The 17929-nt window shown below is 69.3% G+C and carries 16 protein-coding genes; 14 read left to right on the top strand and 2 right to left on the bottom strand.

Features of this window, described 5'->3' with window-relative positions; translation table 11 throughout:
* Nucleotides 1-56 precede the first annotated feature (56 nt).
* Nucleotides 57-1439, top strand: a complete 1383-nt coding sequence (locus tag FZP69_RS09220) for a dihydrolipoyl dehydrogenase family protein (protein WP_152041025.1) — start codon at nucleotides 57-59, stop codon at nucleotides 1437-1439.
* Between the two features lie 186 nt (nucleotides 1440-1625).
* Here FZP69_RS09220 and FZP69_RS09215 read toward each other — a convergent pair whose 3' ends face one another.
* Complete coding sequence (locus FZP69_RS09215; protein WP_152041024.1) at nucleotides 1626-2120, bottom strand: GNAT family N-acetyltransferase; 495 nt, start codon at nucleotides 2118-2120, stop codon at nucleotides 1626-1628.
* Between the two features lie 270 nt (nucleotides 2121-2390).
* Between FZP69_RS09215 and rqcH the strand changes: the two genes are divergently transcribed.
* From rqcH to FZP69_RS09195, 4 genes are all read left to right on the top strand, one after another.
* Nucleotides 2391-4493, top strand: a complete 2103-nt coding sequence (gene rqcH, locus FZP69_RS09210; RefSeq protein ID WP_152041023.1) for a ribosome rescue protein RqcH — start codon at nucleotides 2391-2393, stop codon at nucleotides 4491-4493.
* 282 nt (nucleotides 4494-4775) lie between these two features.
* Nucleotides 4776-5483 (top strand): DUF4013 domain-containing protein, encoded by a 708-nt coding sequence (locus FZP69_RS09205; protein WP_152041022.1) that lies wholly within the window; start codon nucleotides 4776-4778, stop codon nucleotides 5481-5483.
* Nucleotides 5484-5760: 277 nt separating this feature from the next.
* Entirely contained in the window at nucleotides 5761-6480 is a 720-nt protein-coding gene (locus FZP69_RS09200) for a DUF4013 domain-containing protein (RefSeq protein ID WP_152041021.1), read from the top strand.
* A 121-nt stretch (nucleotides 6481-6601) separates the two neighbouring features.
* Entirely contained in the window at nucleotides 6602-7678 is a 1077-nt protein-coding gene (locus FZP69_RS09195) for an mRNA surveillance protein pelota (RefSeq protein WP_152041020.1), read from the top strand.
* A gap of 30 nt (nucleotides 7679-7708) precedes the next feature.
* On the opposite strand, the gene FZP69_RS09190 is transcribed toward FZP69_RS09195, so the two are convergent.
* Nucleotides 7709-9049, bottom strand: a complete 1341-nt coding sequence (locus tag FZP69_RS09190) for a hypothetical protein (protein WP_152041019.1) — start codon at nucleotides 9047-9049, stop codon at nucleotides 7709-7711.
* A gap of 363 nt (nucleotides 9050-9412) precedes the next feature.
* On the opposite strand from FZP69_RS09190, the gene FZP69_RS09185 reads away from it, so the two are divergent.
* The 9 genes from FZP69_RS09185 to FZP69_RS09145 all read left to right on the top strand — a co-directional run bounded on the left by FZP69_RS09185 (nucleotide 9413) and on the right by FZP69_RS09145 (nucleotide 17926).
* Nucleotides 9413-9859 (top strand): hypothetical protein, encoded by a 447-nt coding sequence (locus FZP69_RS09185; RefSeq protein WP_240137509.1) that lies wholly within the window; start codon nucleotides 9413-9415, stop codon nucleotides 9857-9859.
* Nucleotides 9860-9917: 58 nt separating this feature from the next.
* Nucleotides 9918-10550 (top strand): rubrerythrin family protein, encoded by a 633-nt coding sequence (locus tag FZP69_RS09180; RefSeq protein WP_152041018.1) that lies wholly within the window; start codon nucleotides 9918-9920, stop codon nucleotides 10548-10550.
* A gap of 85 nt (nucleotides 10551-10635) precedes the next feature.
* Nucleotides 10636-12300, top strand: a complete 1665-nt coding sequence (locus tag FZP69_RS09175) for a histidine kinase N-terminal 7TM domain-containing protein (RefSeq protein ID WP_152041017.1) — start codon at nucleotides 10636-10638, stop codon at nucleotides 12298-12300.
* Nucleotides 12301-12370: 70 nt separating this feature from the next.
* The gene (locus FZP69_RS09170; protein WP_152041016.1) at nucleotides 12371-12892 is read left to right on the top strand and encodes an MOSC domain-containing protein; all 522 of its coding nucleotides are present in this window, start codon (nucleotides 12371-12373) and stop codon (nucleotides 12890-12892) included.
* A 64-nt stretch (nucleotides 12893-12956) separates the two neighbouring features.
* Nucleotides 12957-14120, top strand: a complete 1164-nt coding sequence (locus FZP69_RS09165; RefSeq protein WP_152041015.1) for a DUF3179 domain-containing protein — start codon at nucleotides 12957-12959, stop codon at nucleotides 14118-14120.
* A complete protein-coding gene (locus FZP69_RS09160) occupies nucleotides 14120-14743 on the top strand; it encodes a hypothetical protein (RefSeq protein ID WP_152041014.1) in 624 nt (207 codons plus the stop codon). Before FZP69_RS09165 ends, FZP69_RS09160 begins: the two co-directional genes overlap by 1 nt.
* A 281-nt stretch (nucleotides 14744-15024) precedes the next feature.
* Nucleotides 15025-16158, top strand: a complete 1134-nt coding sequence (locus tag FZP69_RS09155; RefSeq protein ID WP_152041013.1) for a metal ABC transporter solute-binding protein, Zn/Mn family — start codon at nucleotides 15025-15027, stop codon at nucleotides 16156-16158.
* Nucleotides 16155-16898, top strand: coding sequence for a metal ABC transporter ATP-binding protein (locus FZP69_RS09150; protein ID WP_152041012.1), 744 nt, complete (start codon nucleotides 16155-16157; stop codon nucleotides 16896-16898). Before FZP69_RS09155 ends, FZP69_RS09150 begins: the two co-directional genes overlap by 4 nt.
* Nucleotides 16899-16915: 17 nt before the next feature.
* A complete protein-coding gene (locus FZP69_RS09145) occupies nucleotides 16916-17926 on the top strand; it encodes a metal ABC transporter permease (protein WP_394350147.1) in 1011 nt (336 codons plus the stop codon).
* Nucleotides 17927-17929 lie beyond the last annotated feature (3 nt).

Genomic DNA, 17929 nt, shown 5'->3' with positions numbered 1-17929 from the left:
CACCGTCCACACCAGACCGCCGAACGGCTATCGCCCGCTCTCGCGACGTCCGTCGTATGCAGGAGTTCGACGCACTCGTGATCGGCGGGGGCACCGGCAACATCGTCGCCTCGGCGGCCGCCGCGGAGGGGTACGACGTCGCACTGTTCGAGAAGGAACGGATCGGCGGCACGTGTCTCAACCGCGGCTGTACGCCCTCGAAGATGCTGATCCAGCGGGCGAACCTGGCCAACACGGTCCGCGAGGCGGCACGGTTCGGTGTCCACGCCCACATCGACGAGCTGGACGTCGCGGGCTTCGTCGAGGCGGTGAACACGACGAACGCGAACGCCGCGGACGCCATGACGGCGGCGAAACGCGAGCAGGCGAACCTCACGCTCGTCGAACGCGAGGTGTGGTTCGTCGACGACCACACCGTCGAGGACGGCGACGGGGAGCGCTACACCGGCGAGCGGGTCGTCGTCGCCACGGGGTCGCGGCCGTTCGTCCCACCCATCGACGGCCTCGACGACGTCGACTACCTCACCTCGCGCGAAGCCCTCCGCCTCCGGAAGATCCCCGACGAACTGATCGTGCTCGGCGGCGGCTACATCGCCGCCGAACTCGGCTACTACTTCGACGCACTCGGCTCCCGGGTGACGATCGTCGAGATGCTCGACACGCTGCTCCCCCGCGAGGACGAGGACGTCGCACGCGAGTTCACCGAGATCGCCAGCAGTCGACACGAGGTGTACACCGGCTACCGGGCGACGGCGGTGCGGGGACGGAACGGCCGGATCGAGGTCGTCGCCGAGCGCGAGGACGGGGACGTCGTCACCGTCGCCGGCGACGAACTCCTCGTCGCGGTGGGTCGGAAGCCGAACACGGACGCTATCGGCCTGGAGACGACGGGCGTGAGCGTCGACGACGCCGGCTTCGTCGAGACCGACGACTACCTCCGCACCACCGTCGACGGCGTCTGGGCGATGGGCGACGTCGCGGACAACTCGATGTTCAAACACACCGCCGACTACGAGGCCGACCTCGTCGTCGAGAACGTCTTCAGAGGCGGCGACCATCCGGCCGACTTCGACGCCGTCCCACACGCGATCTTCACCGAGCCACAGGTGGGGGGTGTCGGGCGGACGGAGGGAGAGTTGCGCGAGGCGGGCGTCGACTACGTCGTCGGCACCGCACAGTTCTCGGATACCTCGATGGCCCGGGCGCTCAAGCTCGAGGAGGGCTTCGTGAAGGTGCTCGCCGCCCCATCGGGCGAGATTCTCGGCGTCCACGTCCTCGGGCACGAGGCGAGCGTCCTCGTCCACGAGGCCGTCGTGGCGATGAAGCACGGTCTCTCGGTCCACGACGTGGCGGAGACCATCCACGCTCACCCGGCGCTCTCGAAGGTGGTGCGTGAGGGGTTCGCGGACGCCGCTGCGGCGGTCGACGGGCGCGGGTAGTCGACTGCTACGGCGGGTGTGTGAGAGGGGCGCGACCATCGTGTCGCGTGCCGACCGTCGAGCGGCTGTTCGCCGTCCGGGCAACGCGGCCCTGATTCGCCCGGCTCGTGCGACGCCGTCACCGTCCGGCTCGTGCGACGCCGTCACTGTCCGGCCCGTGCGATCACGTCCCCGCTCACCGCTCGTTCAGAGGTCGCGGACCATCTCGACGTGCGGGATGCCCGCCTCCTCGAACTCCTCGCCGACGGTCTCGTAGCCACGCTTCGTGTAAAAGCCCTCGACCGGGGTCTGTGCGTGGAGGACGAGCGTCTCGACCCCCTGCTCGCGCGCCGCGGTTTCGACCGCGTCCATGAGTCGCGCCCCGATCCCCTCGCCGCGACGCTCGGCGAGCACGGCGACGCGTTCGACCTTCGCCCGCGCGGGAGGCTCCCCCTCGTCGACCACGTCGTCACCCTCGCCGTCGCCACCGTGGTAGGGGCGAAGCCGGGCGGCCCCGACCGCCCGACCGTCGTCGGAGGCGACGAGGTGCGTCGCCGCGTCGAGGTCGTCGTACGCGTCGACCTCGAGGTCGGGCGGGACGCCCTGTTCGTCGACGAACACGGTCCGCCGGACCGCGAGCGCGTCCGCCAGCTCGGACTCGGTCCGGACGCGGCGGATCTCGACGTCGGTTGCGGCTGTCACGTCCCCTCGTCGGCTCCGCGGACACAAGAGCCTCGCGACGGCGATTCGGTCCCAGTGAGCGAGACGGTCCCGGGTGGGTGGACTCGAGGCAGACCGGAGGGGACCCCGGGCGCGAGCGTCTCTCACAGCGGTCTCGCATTTCACGGCGGTACTGGTTCACGGCAGTGCTGACACACGTGGCAGTAACCACGGCGTGCCCGAACTCGCTCGCGTCCTCGACCGAAGTCGAGACCGACACCCCTTTTCGGCGGCCCCTGATACGGGGACGGTATGGACCCGAAGCAGGAGCTTTCGAGCGTCGACCTCGCGGCCCTCGTGACCGAACTCACCCGGTACGAGGGCGCGAAGGTCGACAAGGCCTATCTGTACGGCGAGGACCTCCTGCGTCTCCGCATGCGCGACTTCGACCGCGGTCGCGTCGAGCTCATCGTCGAGGTGGGGGAGGTGAAGCGGGCGCACGTCGCCGCCCCCGAACACGTCCCCGACGCCCCCGGCCGTCCGCCGAACTTCGCGATGATGCTCCGGAACCGGATCGCCAACGCGGACTTCGTGGGGGTCGAACAGTTCGAGTTCGACCGCATCCTCGTCTTCGAGTTCGAGCGCGGCGACGAGCGGACGAAGATCGTGGCCGAACTGTTCGGACAGGGTAACATCGCCGTCCTCGACGGGACGGACGAGGTGGTCCGCAGTCTGGAGACCGTCCGCCTGAAGTCGCGCACCGTCGCTCCCGGTGCGCAGTACGAGTTCCCCTCGTCGCGGCTCAACCCCCTCACGGTGGGCTTCGACACCTTCCGCCGGCAGATGGCGGAGTCGGACACCGACGTGGTGCGCACGCTGGCGACGCAGCTGAACCTCGGCGGCCTCTACGCCGAGGAGCTGTGTACCAGGGCCGGCGTCGAGAAGACGCTCGACATCGCCGACGCGGGCGAACGGGAGTACCGCGCGATCCACGACGCCATCGCCGACCTCGCCGCGCAGCTGAAAGCGGGCGACTTCGACCCGCGGCTGTATCTCGACGGCGATCGCGTGGTCGACGCGACGCCGTTCCCCCTCCGCGAACGGGAACGCGCGGAGCTGAACGAGGAGGCGTACGACACGTTCAACGAGGCGCTCGACGAGTACTTCTACCGGCTGGAACTCGACGACGACCCCGTCGAAGAGGGGACGGACCGGCCGGATTTCGAGGCGGAGATCGCCAAACAGCAACGCATCATCGAGCAGCAGGAGGGAGCCATCGAGGGGTTCGAAGAGCAGGCGCAGGCCGAACGCGAGAAGGCCGAACTGCTGTACGCGAACTACGACCTCGTCGACGAGGTCCTGTCGACGGTGAGGAACGCCCGCGAGGAGGCCGTCCCCTGGTCGGAGATCGAGTCGACGCTCGCGGCCGGTGCCGACCGGGGGATCCCCGCCGCGGAGGCGGTCGTCGGCGTCGACTCCTCGGCGGGAACCGTCACGATCGACCTCGACGGCACCCGGGTCGAGGTGGAGGTCGACGACGGCGTCGAGAAGAACGCCGACCGCCTCTACACGGAGGCCAAGCGCATCGAGGAGAAGAAGGAGGGTGCCCTCGCCGCGATCGAGGACACCCGCGAGGAACTGGCCGCGGTCAGAGCCCGAAAGGACGCGTGGGAGGCCGACGACGAAGACGAAGACGACGGGGAGGAGCAACGGGAAGTCGATTGGCTCTCGCGCTCGTCGATCCCGATTCGCCGGCCCGACCACTGGTACGAGCGGTTCCGGTGGTTCGAGACGAGCGACGGCTACCTCGTCGTCGGCGGGCGGAACGCCGATCAGAACGAGGAACTCGTCAAGAAGTACCTCTCGAAACACGACCGGTTCCTCCACGCACAGGCGCACGGCGGACCGGTGACGCTCCTCAAGGCGTCTCGACCCTCGGAGCCGTCGAGCCCGGTCGACTTCCCTGACGCGACGCTCGGGGAGGCCGCCCAGTTCGCGGTCGCGTACTCGTCAGTGTGGAAGGACGGTCGCCACGCGGGCGACGCCTACCTGGTGACGCCGGATCAGGTGTCGAAGACGCCAGAGAGCGGCGAATACCTCGAGAAGGGTGGGTTCGTCATCCGGGGTGACCGCACCTACTTCCGCGACGTCGAGGCCCGCGTCGCGGTCGGTATCCAGTGTGAGGGGGAGACGCGAGTGCTCGGCGGTCCCCCGTCGGCGGTCGATCCGCGGGTCGTGACGTCGATCCACCTCGAACCCGGCAGATACGCCCAGAACGACGCCGCGAAGATGTGTTACCGCGAGTTCAAGACCCGATTCGAAGACCAGTCGTTCCTCCGCAAGGTCGCCAGCCCCGACCGGATCCAAGAGTTCCTCCCGCCCGGCGGGAGCGAACTGCGCGACGTCGATCGGTAAGGGGGGTTTCGGCGGGCGGGGCGGGTGAGGTGAGTGAGGCGGACATCGATCGGTACGAACGGAAGGTCTCGACGGCCGAGGCGGGTGTCGAGCGGTGACGCGACGGACGAACCGCTACACGCGACGGCCGCGCGGCGAAACAGTTCGGCCGAAATAACGGTTCATTTAGCTGATGGAAGGGACGGCATACATAATACCGTAGCTAGCGTCAGGAGTGCAGAGCAACTGCAGGCCACGCCGGGCGCCTCGTGCGCCGTGGCAGCAGGCTCGGTGACATATACCATGATCGAAGATTCAATCAGATACCTGCGTACCAGCGAAGAGTGGGTGAAGACCGTCCTCATCGGCGGAGTACTCACCCTCCTCGGCTTCCTCATCGTCCCGTTGTTCCTCGTGATCGGCTACTACGTCCGCGTCCTGCGCGGCACGATGGCCGACGACGACCAGCCGCCGGTGTTCGACGACTGGGGGACGATGGCCGTGGAGGGGCTGAAGGGCTTCGCCATCTATCTGGTCTACGGGCTCGTTCCCGGCATCATCGGCGCGATCATCGCCTTCCTGGGTGTCGGCGGCGCCGTCGCCGGGAACTCGGGGGCCGCGGGCGTGATCGGCGGACTCCTCGCCCTCGTCGGCTTCCTCGTGGCGTTCGTGCTCGGCCTCCTGGCGGCGTACATCGTCCCTGCGGCGCTCGCGAACTACGTCGAGAAGGACGACGTGATGGCCGGCTTCGCGTTCGGCGAGATCCGCTCGATCGTCACGACCCGCGCGTACGCCACGGGCTGGCTGACGGCGTTCGCGATCCTCTTCGCGGCGGTCATCGTCACGGGCGTCCTGAGCATCGTCCCGTTCATCGGGACCGTCGTCGGCGTGTTCGTGACGTTCTACGCCGCCGTCGCGGCGTTCTACGTGATCGGGCACACCTGGGCCGACGTCCACCCCGTCGACCTCCACGAGGAAGACGAGATGCCCGGCGAACAGCCCGCCGTCTGATCGGGCGTTCCGATTCCACGTCTCGGGCTGATTCTCGTCGTTCCGTCGGCCTCGTCGTTCTGTCGTTCTGTCGTTCTGTCGTTCTCGTCGTTCTCGCGTCTCGCCGTCCGCACCTCGGTCTCGGCGTTCTGCCGTCCCCGTCTCTTCCAGTGCCGCCGCCGGCCACCTCCAGCCAGCCCCTGGTCACGCGGAGGGAGACGGAGACGACCCCTCCGGACCGCGAGGCCGACGCCGCCGGTCACAAGAACTAACTCCGCACCCGGTCATCGCCACGGTGATGCTCTCCGATGCCTTGTCGTTTCCCCGTCGCGGCGACGACTGGCTGTCGACGCTCCTCGTCGGCGGGATCCTGACGCTTCTCGGCCCGTTCGTGCTTCCCGCCATCGTCCTCCAGGGGTATCTCGTCCGCGTCCTCGACTACGCCGCCCGCCGCGAGCGCGAGCCGCCGTCGTTCACCCAGTGGGGGTCGCTGTTCGTCGATGGGCTGAAACTGGTCGTCGTGAACCTCGTCTACGGGCTGATCGGGGCTGTTCCCCTCGTGGTCGTCCTCGGACTGTTCCTGCTCCCGGTGTACACGGAGGCGGTCCCGGTCGAATCCGGGTCAGTACCGGCGACACCAGCAACGGCTCCACCGGTGGGCGGGGGCGAGACGGGAGCGGGATTGGTGATCTTCCTCGTCCTCCTGCTCGTCGCCGTCCTCCTGGCCGTCGTCGTCGCGTACGTCCTCCCCGCGGCGCTCGCGAACTTCGCCATCGAGGACCGACTCGGGGCGGCGTTCGACGTCCGGACGGTGTTCGCCGGCGCGTTCACGCGCGACTACTTCATCGCGTGGGTGGCCGCCGTCGTCGTCGGCGTCGTGGGTGGGCTCGTCGGCTCCGCGCTGACCGCCGTCGTCGTCGGCGTCTTCGTCCTCTTCTACGCTCAGGTCGCCGTCTACTACCTCGTCGGGCGGGGGTTCGCCGCGGGGCTCGCGAAGAAGCGGTGGTCGGAGCCGTAGCCGTCGACGCGCGTCCGTGGGACGGTCGTGCGGCCGGGCGGCCGGGCGGCCGCTCGCGGCTCCCTCCCGACACAGACACCGGAATGACAAGACACGTAACGCCCGCCCGCCGAGGACGAGTATGCGCATCGCAAGCCGGGGTCGCGGCGCGGAGGGGCGCGAGCGGATCACGGTCGTCCCCGAGAACGTCGACGACCTCTGGCACCTCTCGTACGTGCTCGAACCGGGCGACCTCGTCGAGGGCGACACCACCCGGCGGATCCAGCGCAACGAGGAGAACCTCCGCGACACCGGCGGTGAGCGCGAACACCTCCACGTGACGATCGAGGTCGACGACGACGACGTCGAGTTCGCTCGCTTCGCCAACCGGCTCCGCGTCGGCGGCGAGATCGTCGGCTGTTCCCGCGAGGACCAGCTGGGCCACCACCACACGCTGAACGTCGAGGAGCGATCCGAGCTCACGATCGAGAAACGGTGGAAGCCGGATCAGATCCAGCGGCTGGAGGAGGCCGAGGAAGCGACCGAGAACCCCGACGTCGCCATCGTCACCGTCGAGGAGGGGGCGGCGTACGTCCACACCGTCGCCCAGTACGGCACCGAGGAGTACGCCTCGTTCACCAGCCCCACGGGGAAAGGCGAGTACGCCCGTCCCCGCACCGAGCTGTTCGGCGAACTGGGGTCGGCGCTGTCACACCTCGACGTCGACGCGATCGTCCTCGCCGGGCCGGGATTCACGAAGAACGACGCGCGGGACTACATCGCCGAGGAGTACCCCGACGCGGCCGAGAAGATCGTCAAGACGGTCGACACCGCCGGGGTGGGCGACCGCGGCGTCCACGAAGTGCTCAAGCGTGGCGCGATCGACGACGTCCAGGAGGAGACCCGCATCGCCGAGGAGTCGCGGCTCATCGACGAGCTGATGGACGGGATCGCGACGGGCGAGAAGATCGCCTACGGCGTCGAGGCGGTCGACGAGGCCGCGGCGTTCGGCGCGGTCGAACACCTGCTCGTGCTCGACGCCAGACTCAGAGACGAACGGCAGGGCCGCGGCGACTGGGACGTCGACGTGAACGACGTCATCGAGACGGTCGAACAGAAGGGCGGCGAGGTGACGGTCTTCTCGGCGGAGTTCGCCCCCGGCCAGCAGCTGAAGAACCTCGGCGGCATCGCGGCGCTGTTGCGCTACCGGCTCCAGTAACTCGCAACCCGGTCGCCCTCCGACAGGGAGTCACGACGTGGCCACGCGGAGTGCCTCCCGACAGTCGGCGACCGTCCGAGGGACGGCCGCTGCGACGTGGCTGGCGGTCACGTACGTCGCCCAGATGTTGTATCCATCGCGGGTGTCGGGCGTCTCGTCCGCTCCGATCGCTGGCCCGCGGAGTCGATCCGTGACGTCGAGGACCAGCCGCTCTGCCCAGTGGGCGACGGCGACGGCGAGGACGGTCGGGTCGGTCGACCAGGCGCGCGCCAGCGAGTCGAGCGCCTCCCGCCGTGCGGCCTCGATGCCGGTGACGGTCTCCGGGACGCTGACGCGATCGTTCTCGATGTCCGTGACGATGGCCTTGAGTGCCCGCAGCACCGTGAGGTGAACGCCTCTCGCGATCACCTCCGTGGCCGGATCTCCCCGGAGTCGTGCCTCCTCCGCGTCCGTGCGGAAGATATCGAGGCCGTCAGTCGCCCAGAAGTAGAGCCACCTGAGCGGCGTCTCGGCGATGGGCTGGTCGAACGGGAGCTCCTCGACGTCGGCGTCGATGTACCCGTGGAGGTCCTCGCGGTACCGCTCGACGATCCGTCGGAGCCGACTCGCGGCGACGGAGAAGGCGGTTCGATACGGTCGTGGCTCGGAGAGGCTCTCGCGGTATCGCCTCCGGAGCCGTCCGGCGTCACTCAGTGCTGCGTCACCTCGCTCGAGCTGTCGGACCAGTTCGCCGACGCGGAAGGGATCGGTCGTCGGCTCCTCGGGGAACGCCCGGGTCGGGGCGATTCCCGGACGGGCCTCGGTCTGGAGATCCTTCAGCGCTCGATGCACGACGACGGCGGTCGACGGGTCGTCGCCGCGGTACGTCCACGCACGCTCGAAGTCGACGACAGCCGACCGAAGTTGCGTCCGCCGATCGGCGACCGCCTGTTCCGTGACGTCGTCCGTCGCAGCACGGTACGCCGCGTCGACGGCCGCGGCGTCTTCCCGAACGTCCCGAGCGGTGGCGAGCCGTCTCAGCGGCGTGCGGGCGTGCCCGGCCGAGTCGCCGTCGACCGCGTCGAGTCGATCGAGCACCGTCCCGCGGTCCGCTCCGAGCCGCTCGCGGGCGTCCGCGTTCGGGAGATCCGGACGCTCCGGGCCGTGCTCGATCAGTTCCCGGGCTCGGTCGAGGTGCCGCGAGACCATCGCGTCCGGGACGGACACCGGGAACGTGGCAGGCGGCCGCGGGACGTCCTTCCGGGCGAAGGCATCGAGACGGGACCCCTCGTACGTGGGCGTCTCGCGATCGGGATCGAGGCTCGAACACCCCGCGAGTGGAGCCAACCCCGCGCCGCAGGCGAACAGGACCGCTCGGCGTGACCGGTTCATGTCGCGTCGTCTCTAGGTGTGGACTGTCGAGCAAACAAACCAGGGGTTCAGTCAAACGCGTGCTTGAGCCTTTGGAACGCGCTCCGGGAGCGAACACACCAGACCGTGGGGTGTTGCCGGACTCGTGCCGTGCATCCCACACGACGTGTCTGCGGACGACTGAAAGCGACACGACCTGACCGCGCGGCCTCCCTCGCCGGTCGATCCCAGTGTCGATCCTCGCCGCAACGGTTGCCGAGGTACCGCGAAGACGACGCGCCGCTCCCGCGTCGTGGTCGTCGAATCCACCCCACACAGCCCGTGTACGGCGACCTTCGCGCCATCCGGAGTAACCGTTTAGCGTCTCGACACCACAGTACGACTGTGGGTGAGAACTCCGATCGGACGCTGCTCCAGCGGGTCGACCGCTTCCTCGACTACACGTTCTTCGCCGCGATGGAGGTAAACGTGCTGGTGATCCCGGTGCTGTGGCTCCTGCTAGTGGCCGCCAACCCCGCGGAGGTCTCCCTCTCGGCGATGACGACCCTCGCCGTCGCGTCCCTCGCCGTCGGCACGCTCCGGGGGCGGTACGTCGACGTGGGGTGGTGGCCGAAGCCGGGCCACCTCGCCACGCTCCCCGTGCGTGCGGCCTACTACGGCGTCGTCGTCGCCCTGGCGACGTGGATCGGCGTCCAGGTCCAGCTGTTCACGGGGTCTCCCTGGCCCGGTATCGGCGTCCCGGCGGTGATCTCTGTCGCCGTGTTGCTCCCGTTTCCCTGGCTTCTCGTCCGGTTCGAGCGGCTGGCGAAGACCGATCCGGCGTGGGTGTGACCGTCGCGTCCCCCGGCGACCCGGAAACGTTCAAATCCGTCGCCCCCCTCCGACCGATATGGATGGCGACACGTTCCGCGAGACGGTCGAGGAGTCGAACCGGACCGAACTCGACCGACTGGGGTCGAGCAAACTGCTCATCGCGCTGACCGGGGCGCGGATCGAACGCGAGCGCGTCCTCGAGGTTGCCGCGCACTCCGAACACGCCGCCCGCGAGACGTTCCGAACCTGGGCCGCCGACGAGTCGGACGACGCCGCGCGGACGGCGTTCGAGGTGGTCGCCGAACAGGAGGAGACGCACCTCGAACGCGTTCTCGCGGCGCTCGACCGCGAGGTCGACCTCGCCGACGGCGGGCCGATGCACGCGTACCTTCGCGGCCGCGAGGAGACGGTCGAGCGCGTCGCGAGCGGGATGGTCGGCCGGCCGCTCGTCAGCCTCCGCACACACAACCAGCTGATCGGGTTCTTCGTCAACGAGGCCGACGAGTCCGGGGCCGACCTCTTCCGCGATCTCAAGCGGGAGACCGCCGCCGTGATCGACGACGGCTGTGCGCTCCTCGACGACCTGTGCGAGAGCGACGACGACTGGGAGCGCGCGCGGATGGTCGCCGAGTACGTGATCCAGGTGGCGTACGACGACTACGCCGACTCGCTCACCGAGATGGGACTCGGAGTTAAAGACGTCTGCTGACCACCGCAGGCGTCGCGTTCGAATCGTTCTCAGTGTGGAGAATTTGCGTGTGAGAATTAAGTATCGGTCGATCATCCCGGAGACAATGGTCCTGTTCGGTCTCTCCGGGACGTTTCTCGGCTACGTTCTCGCCTACGGTACCGCGACGCTCGTCTGCGTGGCCGCGCTCCTCCGGGCGACGAAGGTCGAAGACGACGACACGCGTCGCGGGCTCGTCGGTCTCCTCGCTGCGAGCGGTGGGTGGGCGGCCTGGGAGCTGGGATTCCTCGTCGCACCCTCGCCGTCGCTGAAGTACGCTAGCTACCTGATCAGCCTGATCGTCGGGCTCACCACGGTCGGTGCCTGGCTCTACTTCTGCTCCGCGTACACCCAGCGGTCGTTCCACACCGACCCGACGTACCGTCGGGCTGCGGCCGTCTTCTACCTCGTGATCGTGGCCGTGAAGGTGACGAACCCGGTCCACGGCCTGTACTTCACGACCGCGTTCGTGACGGAACCGTTCCCCCACCTGACGGTCTCCCACGGGACGTTCCACTGGGTCGTGGCGGGCCTCTCGTACGCGCTCGTCGCGGTCGGCTTCTTCATGCTCTACGAACTGTTCCTCGAGGCCGACTACGACACGCGTCCCCTCGGCGTCGTCGCGGCCGTCACGGGCCTGCCGGTCGTCTTCGACATCGTCGGATTCGCAACCCCGATGCTCCTCGACATCAACTACGAACCGCTCGGCGTGGCCGTCTTCGCCGTCGGCGTGCTCTTCGTCTACGAGGAACGGTTCCTCGCCGTGCAACTCACCGACGGGGTCGACGACGCGGTCGTCTACCTCGACGACGACGACCGGATCCGGCAGTTCAACGAACGGGCGCGGGCGATCTTCCCGTCGCTCTCCGGTGCGGTCGGGACGCCGCTCGCCGCCGCGCTCCCCGACGTCGCGGCCCAGCTCGGGACCGACGAGCCGATCCTCGACCGAACGCAGGGGGACGAGACGCGACACTACCTCGTGAGCGACACGTCGTTCACGCTCGGACAGGCGGACGTCGGACGGATCGTCGTGTTCACCGACGTGACGAGCACCGAGCGCCGGCGACGCGAGCTCGACAGACAGAACGCACAACTCGAGGGGTTCGCCGCCGCGATCAGGCACGAACTGCTCAACACCCTCCAGATCGTCGACGGGCGGGTCACGATCGCCGGCGAGGCACTCGACGACGGCGACGTCGGGACGGCACGCGATTCGCTCCGGACGGCGTCACGGACGGCCGCCCGGATGTCGGACATCGTCGACGACCTGTCACGGCTCGCCCGCCACGGACAGACGCTCGAAACCACGACCCGGGTCGACCCCGCGGCGGTCGTCGAACGCGCGTGGGAGTCGGTCGAGACGGCCGATCTCTGCCTCTCGACGGCGATCGATGGGGAGGTCGAGGCCGACGGGGACCGCCTCGCGGGGCTCTTCGAGAGCGCCTTCGCCTTCGCCGTCCACAACGACGCGTCGGCGGTGGACGTGACGCTCAACGACGACCGGTTCGTCATCTCCGACGACGGCACCCCCGTGAACGGTGCGGACCCCGAGGCGTTCTTCCAGTACGGCGTCTCGGTCCCCGACGCCGAGGCCGGGATGCTCCTGCCGAACCTCCGGACGCTCGCCCGGACGCACGGTTGGGACGCCGCGATCGACCCGACGTACGCCGACGGCGTCCGTGTCGTCGTCTCGGGTGTCGGCGGGCCGTCCGGCGCTGAGACGTCCACGTGAGGACCACTGCCGCTCCCCGATCGCTCGAGCCGACCCGAACCGCTTTGCCCACACGTCGCCTCCACCGGCCATGGGACGGATCGACGCGCTCTTCACCGCACCCGCGGACGGCGAGCCGATGGAGACACACGACGCGGTCGACGCGGTGGAGGGCGGCCTCGCCGGCGACCGCTACCTGCTCGGACGGGGCCACTACTCGCCGTACGACGTCTGTCAGGTGACGTTCGTCGCGGGCGAGGCGCTCGACGAGATCCGTGACCGACACGGGATCGACCTCTTCGACGGACGACACCGGCGGAACGTGGTCACCCGCGACGTCGACCTCCACGCGCTGCTGGAGACGACGTTCACCGTGGGGGAGGCGACGTTCAGAGGGACGCGCCCGCGCCCGCCGTGCGCCCACGTCGAGCGGGTCGCGGACGAGCAAGGGGTCGCCCGTGCTCTGAAAGACGGTCGCGGCGGCATCTGTGCCGACGTCGTCGCCCCCGGGACGATCCACGTGGGCGACGCCATCGACGTCGTCGAGGCGTCCCCGCGCGAGGTCGGACGAACCATCGCCGACCGGCTCCGCGACGACCCTTCGGACCGCTGACGCTGTGGTTGCGACGACGCAATCGCGCTATACGGTTATTCGGGCAGCGACCGAACGGAGGTGTATGTCACCAGTACCCAGCAGACGGACGTTCCTCGCGGCGTCGGGCGTCGGGCTCGCGGGGCTCGCGGGGATGGCCGGCTGCCTCGGTCAGTCCGGCGGCGACTCCGGATCGGGATCGGTCGCGAGCGGAGGTGGCGGGACGGCCACCGTGCCGGACGCGGCCGACAGCGGCTCGACGCAGTCGGCCACCGACACGGCCTCGACCGACACGAGCGTCCTGCCGACGCGGGACTCGCCGCTACCGGTCGAGTGGCCGTACTCGCAGCTCAGAGACCGGACGCTGAGCGGCGGCCCGCCCAAGGACGGCATCCCGTCGGTCGACCAGCCGACGTTCTGGTCGGCCTCGGAGGCCGACGACTTCCTCGAACCCGGCGACGTCGTCTTCGGTGTCGCCGGCGAGGAGGACGTGAAGGCGTACCCCCAGCGCATCCTCGTCTGGCACGAGATCGCCAACGACACGATCGACGGCGAGAACGTCACGGTGTCGTACTGCCCGCTCACCGGGACGGCGCTCGGCTTCTTCCGGGGCGAGACGACCTTCGGCGTCTCGGGACGGCTGGTGAACTCGAACCTCGTGATGTACGACCGCGAGACGGACTCGCGGTGGCCACAGGTGCTGGCGACTGCGATGTCCGGGCCGTTCCAGGGACGGTCGCTCACGGAGTTCCCGATCACGTGGACGACCTGGGGCCGGTGGAAGGAGGCCCACCCCGACACGGTCGTGCTCTCCGAGGACACGGGCCACGTCCGGAACTACAACCGCGACCCCTACGGGCAGTACAACCCCCGGCGCGGCTACTACTCGAACCAGAACACGCTGTTCTCGCCGCTGTCGCGCGACGACACTTACCGGGAGAAGGAGGTCGTCATCGGCACACGCCCAGGGGAGGGCGCGATCGCCTTCCACAAGGAGTCGTTGCGCGAGGCGGGCCTGCTGACCGGCGAGGTCGGCGGCGCGACGTTCCACGCGGTGTACGAGCCCTCGCTGGACACGGCGCACGTCTACCGCGGCGACGGCTCCGACCTCTCCTACGCGGACGGACAGGTGTCGGTCGGCGGCGAGACGGTCGCCCCCGACGCCGTCCCCCTCGACCCTGTCCTCGACATCGACGCGATGTGGTTCGCGTGGGCGGGCTTCTACCCGGGGACCGTGGTGGTCGAGTGATGGGCGGAGTCGTGTCCCGACAGGTCGAACGCGGACGCGACGCCGTCGCGAAGACGCTCGTCGCCGTGCGCGGCACCGTCGTCCGGCGTGACGCCCGTGTGGTCCTCACCGGCGTCACCGTCCTCTATCTCGGTCTGTATCTGTACATCCTCGGCCACCTCCGCTTCACCGGCAGGGGCGGCTTCGACTACGTCGTCGTCTCGGATCCGCTGTCGCGGATGTTCCAGTCCACCGGCACGCTCGCGTTCGAGCCGGTCGCGGGTCTCGTCGTCGGCCCGCTCGAACTCCTCGTCGCGCCGATGAACGTCGCGATCGGCGGCGTGCTCGCGCTCCTCGTCGGTGTGAACCTCGCGGTGTCGTTCCTCGCGTGGCGACAGCCGGCCGCCTGCGGTATCGGGAGCGGCGCGAAGAGTTCCGGTCTCCTGGCCGGTCTCCCGGCGCTCCTCTCGGGGACCGCCTGCTGCGGGCCAGTCGTCCTCGTCGCGGTCGGCATCCAGGCGTCGGGCGTCCTCATCGCCTCGTTCGGCTTCCTCGTCCCGGCCGCGGCGCTGCTCCTCGTCGGGAGCCTGCTCTACGTCGGCCGGAAGGTCGATCCGACGGTCGCCCAGCGGCAGACGGCCTGAACGGTGTGATCCTCCGGGAGGACTGCTCCCGGGCAGGGAGGTAGTCACGGTCCTGGTGGTGGTCACAGTCCTGCTTGGTGCGTCGACGACCCCGCCGATTTCGGGGTGACCGCGTGCGAACGAATCGCGCCGTGGGACCGGGCGAACGTCTGCGTCGAGCGAGCACTCCGCTCCCGTGGTCCGACCCGCGACGTACCGCTCCACTCGATGAGTCGCTAGCATCGTACTCCGTCCCGGAACGGCAAGATTATTAATTTGGGTGTTAGTATTATTAATAACGCATGCGACTCACCAGACGCCGACTCCTGACCGCGACGGCCGGGGCGGCCAGTATCGGCACCGTTGCGGGCTGTACCGGCGCGGCGAGCTCGTCCCAGAGTACGGAACCAGACGCGCCCGTGGCCCGTGCGTCCTTCTTCGTCTTCGGCGACGTCGTCGACGCGGTCGCCGGCGACGTCGCGAGCGCGGAGTTGCTCGTTCCGGTCGGCCAGCACGGCCACGGCTGGGAGCCGGGGCCGAGCGTCCGCGAGGCCATCGACGACGCCGATCTGTTCGTTCACGGGATGGAGGGCTTCCAGCCGTGGGCGGACCGAATACTGTCCGACCTGGCGGCGGACGGGTCGGCCGTCACCACGGTCGACGTGTCTGCGGGTCTCGACCTGCTCGCAGCCGGAGGTGGAGACCACCACGACGGTGCTGAGGAGGACCACCAGGAGGACGCTGACTACCACGACGGTGCCGAGGAGGGCCACCAGGAGGACGCCGACCACCACGACCAGACCGGAGAGGACCACCAGGAGGACGCTGACCACCACGACCAGACCGGAGAGGACCACCAGGAGGACGCCGACCACCACGACGAGGACCACCGCCACGCGGGGAGCACCGATCCGCACTTCTGGATGGATCCGATCCGTGTCGGGGAGGCGGCCGAGAACGTTCGTCGGGGACTCGCCGCCGTCGACCCGGCCAACGCCGACGCGTACGCGACCAACGCCGACGCGTTTCGGCGCGACCTCGACGCCCTCGACGACCGGATTCGATCGGTCGTCGCCGGCGGGTCGACCGACGTCGTCCTCGTCGCTGGGCACGACTCGTTCGGCTACCTCGGCGACCGCTACGGCGTGCAGGTAGTGTCGCTGACGTCCACCTCGCCGGACGACCGCCCGACGCCACGGGACATCGAGCGTGCCCGGGAGATCGTCGTCGAGCACGGACTCCGGTACGTCTGTGCGGACCCGCTCGAATCGCAGCGGGCGGCCGAGCAACTGGTCGCCGAGACGGACGCCGAAGCGGTGTTGCCGCTGACCGCCATGCCCGGCCTGACCGAGGAGTGGGCGTCGAAGGGGTGGGGGTACGTCGACATCGTCGAGAACGTGAACCTCCCGACGCTGGAACGGGTCCTGGACGGATGAGCACCGTCGTCGAGGTCCGTGACGTCACGTTCGGCTACGACGACCGGCCGGTGGTCGAGCGCGTCTCGCTCGACGTCGAGGCGGGCGAGTTCCTCGGGCTCATCGGCCCGAACGGCTCCGGGAAGACGACGCTGCTCGAACTGATGATCGGACAGCGCCGCCCCGACAGCGGGACCGTGACGCTGTTCGGCGAACCCGCACACGCCTTCGACGACGGCGGTCGGATCGGCTACGTCCCGCAGGACGTCGCGACAGCGAACGACCGACTCCCGGTCACGGTCAGGGAGGCCGTCCGCATGGGTCGGTACCCCTCCCGGTGGGTGGGGCGGTTCTCCGACGCGGACCGCCGTGCGATCGCCGCGGCCATGGAGCGCGTCGGCATCACCGACCTCGCCGGTCGACGCGTCGGCCGTCTCTCCGGCGGGCAACGACAGCGCGTCTTCATCGCCCGTGCGCTCGCCGCCGACGCCGACCTCCTCGCGCTCGACGAACCGGCCGTCGGCGTCGACGCCGACTCCCGCGAGGCGTTCTACGACCTCCTCCACGAACTGCACGACGAGGGCCTCACAATCGTCCTCATCGAACACGACATCGGTATCGTGACGACGCACGCGTCCGAAGTAGCCTGTCTCAACCGGACGCTGTTCTTCCACGGCGATCCCGAGGCGTTCGTCGAGACGAACGCGCTGGCCGATGCCTACGGCGCCTCCCAGCACGTCGTCCACCACGACCACTCATGAGCGGGGTGCGCTCTGTCGTGAGCGGTGTCGATGCTGGCGTCGTTCTCGTCGGCGTCGCGGACCGCCTGGTGTCCGTGATTCTCGACGATATCTGGGGTGCCGGGCTGGACCTCCTGGCCGAGACGACCGGCGTCGAGATGCTCGGCTCTCCGTTCATGCAGCGCGCGTACCTCGCGGCGATCTGCATCGCGCTCGTCGGGCCGCTCGTCGGCAGCTTCCTCGTCCACCGCGAGATGGCGATGATCGGCGACACGCTCGCTCACTCGGCGTTCGCGGGCGTCGCTGCCGGTCTGTTCGTCAACGCGGCGTTCTCGGCGACGATCCCGCCGCTCCTCGCGGCGCTCGTCGTCTCGGCGCTCGCCGCGCTCGTCGTCCAGACGCTCGTCGACTACGCCGGCACCTACCGGGACACGTCACTGGCCATCGTGCTGACGGGGTCGTTCGCGGTCGGGAGCGTCCTGATTACCGCGACCGACGGGGGCATCGCCGTCGGCATCAGTGCCTACCTCTTCGGGTCGCTCGCGACGGTGTCGAGGGCGAATGCGGCGACGCTCCTCGCGATGAGCGTCGTCGTCGGTGGCGTCGTCGCCGTCGCGTACCGACCGCTCCTCGCCGTGACGTTCGACGAAGCGGGTGCCCGGGTAGCCGGCCTCGACGTCGCCTGGTACAACCGTCTCCTGGCGGTCCTCACGGCGCTCGTCGTCGTCGGAGCGATGCAGGTGATGGGCGTCATCCTCGTCGCCGCGATGCTCGTCGTCCCCGTGGCCGCGGCGACCGTCGTCGACGGTTTCAAACGGTCGCTCGCGGCGGCCGTCGTCGCCGGGCAGGTCGCGACCGTGACGGGCGTGACCCTCTCGTACCTGTACGACGTCGCCGCTGGAGGGGCGATCGTGCTCGTCGCCATCGCCGTCTACGCGGCCGTCGAAGTCACCACCCGCGCCCACCACAGGTATTCGGTACGGGTCAGAACGCTCGGATCATCGACGCTCGACTTCTCGTCGCCGTCCGAGGGCGACGACCGCGACTGAGGC

This window comes from Salinigranum salinum (assembly GCF_009176545.1).
GTDB lineage: Archaea > Halobacteriota > Halobacteria > Halobacteriales > Haloferacaceae > Salinigranum > Salinigranum salinum.
Note: the sequence above shows the minus strand (reverse complement) of the source record. Positions and strands in the feature narration are given on the sequence as shown.